The organism is Thermogemmatispora sp., assembly GCF_019683755.1.
Taxonomy (GTDB): Bacteria; Chloroflexota; Ktedonobacteria; order Ktedonobacterales; family Ktedonobacteraceae; genus Thermogemmatispora.
On sequence record NZ_JADGHT010000430.1, the window covers coordinates 1 to 3,440 of the forward strand.

Below are 3,440 nucleotides of genomic sequence, written 5' to 3' on the forward strand. Positions count from 1 at the left end.
GAGTAATTCATACTATAACAAGCAAGAGGGAAGGTCTGTGAAGAAAACTGAGCTATAAGCAGGAGGATGTTCTGCCTCTGGAGAGGGGGCTGACTCTCCAGAGGCAAAGTTTGGAGCGATAGCAGCATTAGGGGCGAAGTTGGCGCGTATGCATGAGGAAGAACATCAGCCCCTGCTTATAATCCATTGGACTAGCTTTTCCATGCTTGAGCACCTGAGCGATCAAGTTCAGCAAACTTGAAATAACCTGCAAGCGCGTCTGCTCAAAGCCATCTTGGCGCCGCAGCAGATCGATCAATTGAGAGGGACTCTGTCCAGAAATATCCAGGCCCAAGCGTACCGCCTCTAGGCGCAGCCAGAGTACGAGCTGCTGACGCATTTCCTCAAAAATCGTCACATCCTCATTGGCCGGCAGAGGAGTTGCCTCAGCTGGTGCGGGCATAGCAGGGCGTCCGCCCGCCTGGGCACCTATGGGAGAGCGAGGCTGGACCGGCACCGGTGCAGTTGAAGAAGCCGCCTGGGCCGCAGGAGGCTCTGTCGACTGAGGTCCGGGCTGAGAGAGCTTTCCCGAAGAGCGGCGCGCGGGGGGCAGTGGCGAGCTGCCCGCTGCCGGAGGAGAGCCAGGCAGGGCGCGCGAAGGAATCGGAGGAGCGCGCCGTGTTGGGGACGAGGAGGCTGGCGCAGCAGAAGCAGCCGCAGACGGACGCTCCTCTGCCGCTGTCGGCATTCTGCCGGCTGCCATTGGGCCTGAGACTGTCGGCAAGGGCATAGCAGGCCGTCCTGGAGTCGAGGGCAAGCTCTGGCCAGCCTGACGGCTCTCATAGCCGTCCATCTCTCCGCGCAGCTCTTGCAGCTGCTGCTGGAGTAACAGGGTGGACTGGCTGATCTGCTCCCATGTTAACTCAGGATCAGGGGTGGCGCGAGTCGTCGCCCAGGAAGGTACGGGCCGCGGACTCCCGAACGAGGACTTTTTCTTCTGCGGATTGGCCAGGTGGGCGCGGAGCCCCTCGGCCACTGCCTGGGCTGAGGTAGTGATCAGCATGCGCACATCGGCCATGCGCTTACGCCCCTGGTTGCCAAAAAAAGCCCGGTTGCGCTGCACAAAATGGATAAAGAGGCGCTCAATATAGGTTTGCAGCTCCGGCGACATCACGTCCACGCGGTTCCAGGCCGTGAAGTCGACCGAACTCAAATAGAGCCAGACCTCTTTGCGCTTGGCGCTATCAACCGGGCGCATCCGCAAAGACTCAGTGCGATAATCGTAAAATCGCGGATAGCAGAAGTTAGCGATCAATGTCTCCGCCAGCTCAGCTTTCAAGCGTCCCATTTCTGCTAGCGGGAGTTGACCAAGCAAAACTCCCATGCCACGAACCCTTTCTACGCGCACTCAGCGGCGCCTCTGAAGTTAGCGAACAAATACGTTCGTCAACTGCAACTCCCGTGCATCCGGTATCGCCCTTACCTCCCCGGATGCACCTTGAACCTGCACAGGCAGTCTGGCCTGCACATCCATCATTGTACTGCCCGAATGGCTCGCAGGTACAAGCGCAATAGAAATATGGGCTAGCCCAGGAGCGACATGGGCAGATCCCAGACTAAAAGCCAGCGTTCTCAACATCTGGATCTGACCAGGTTGCCAGGTAGTCGTAGGGCAAAAAGCGAAACCTGGGAAATCTTGAGTCAAGAGGTGCTCCCGACCGGCGCTATCCCTGAGCAAGACCAGCAAGTCGAGCGCTGGTAGCGAGGCGCTTCTAGCCCGCAGATAGAACGTAAACTGGAGATAGGTTCCTTCATCAAGGGTAGCCGGTGTTGGCATACTGTAGCCTACTAGATCCACCAAAGGCTTTCCTCCATCATCGCTCCTGAAGGTAGCAGTGATCGGATGCTCGACCTGCTGCGCCCCGACCCACTGGAAGGAGCAGAAGGTTGCCGGCAGGGCCGGCAGAGCCGCTGGCCCACTGGGCACTGGCGAGGCCGGCGAGACGCCGGGGGCTGGCAGCCCACGCTTGAGCAGCAGATAACCATCCTGAGCGGCTACAATCCCATATTGTCCGCTAAAGAGCACTTTCTTAACTTCGGCTACATAGCTGCCCAGGAAGAGCGGATACATATCGCTGGTCACATCCAGGAAGACATAGTCGGCCTGTTGATCGGCATAGGGGAAGAGATAGATATGCTCTCGATGGCTGATATGGGGAACGAGGGCCGACTGGGCGGAGACAGAGGCCTCTGGAGGAATCATCTGGATGAAATGCTCAGCGAGCTGGGTGTGAGCACTGATCACCGGCCACTTGAAGCCTGGCGAGAAAGGCATAGTACCGTGAGCATCATCTGCCCGCGCAACAGAGAAGAGCAAATAGACCATGAGCAACACTAGCGATACGATCTGACCCCAGCTTAAGGCGCCACGAGACTCCACCAAAGCCGAGAACGGGTTACGAATGGTCCAGCTTGCCTGCCAACGCCGCCAGGCCGCCATCATCCTCTGCCAGAGCGTACTGCCTCCTGCAAGGAGGCGCTGCACCGCCCATGCAATAACTACCACAGCCTCGATGCTAGCAAAGATCAGCACAGGCACGATCTCGGCATTATAGTGGTAGAGGCCGCTATACATATCGGGCTTTGAGCTCAAGAGATTAAGCGCCAGCGTTGGCAGCGCCAGCACTAGTACCCAAGGTGCCAGAAGCGGTAAATAACCCGTGGGACTAAGTACCTGGCGCAAGTAGAAGAAATGCTGTCGCTCCAAGACATACTGCTTCAGAATAGAGAGCGGGTGAAGCAAGATATTTTTGGCAATATCGAGCGGCCCATTGCCCAGATGAGCATAGCGCGAGGCGAGCAGTGGCCCACCAGAGAGGCGGGTGATCACCAGTTCCAGCCCGATCCAGACAAGAGCTAGCAGCACCAGGCCCAGGCCTGAGCGCCAACGACGCTGGAAGAGCAGCGACCAGAGACCAAAGAGGCCCACCAGGATGGGGATCTCCTCCTTGCAGGCCATAGCCAGCACGGCACAGACAAAGAGCCACGCTGTCTGTCCTGTGTACATAAAGTAGAGAACAAACAGCAAAAGTGCCGAGGTAAAAGTGACGGCATGAAAGTCATTGAGTAGCGCCAGATTCTGGAGAGGATGGAGGAGATAGAGCAGAGCAAAGCCAATGGCAATCCAATCGTTGCGTAGTCGCAGACGGGCTAGCCAGAAAGCAGGGAAAGCTCCAGTAGCTACGACCAGCGTTTGCAGTACCAGCAAAGTCTTTGGGGTGGCCCAGAACAGATAGAACAAGGCCACCAGGAAGAGCACTGGCTCAAAGTGAATGGCGAAGCGGCTAATACCGTTACTACTATAGCAATTCGTATCGCCGACAATATTACAGATCGTTTGATGGGGGACGGCACCATGTACAATGGACCAGACTGCCTGATCCATAATTCCCAGGTCCTCG

The 3,440-nt window shown here is 57.2% G+C and carries 2 protein-coding genes; both read right to left on the bottom strand.

Annotated features, from left to right (window positions below; translation table 11 throughout):
- Nucleotides 1–127 precede the first annotated feature (127 nt).
- Nucleotides 128–1,363 carry a hypothetical protein gene (locus IRZ24_RS18345; protein WP_297167539.1) on the bottom strand — a complete coding sequence of 412 codons (1,236 nt, stop codon included), beginning with the start codon at nt 1,361–1,363 and terminating at the stop codon, nt 128–130.
- Nucleotides 1,364–1,405: 42 nt separating this feature from the next.
- Nucleotides 1,406–3,440 (bottom strand): DUF2079 domain-containing protein (locus IRZ24_RS18350; RefSeq protein ID WP_297167542.1); only part of this gene is annotated, 2,035 nt, incomplete at its 5' end.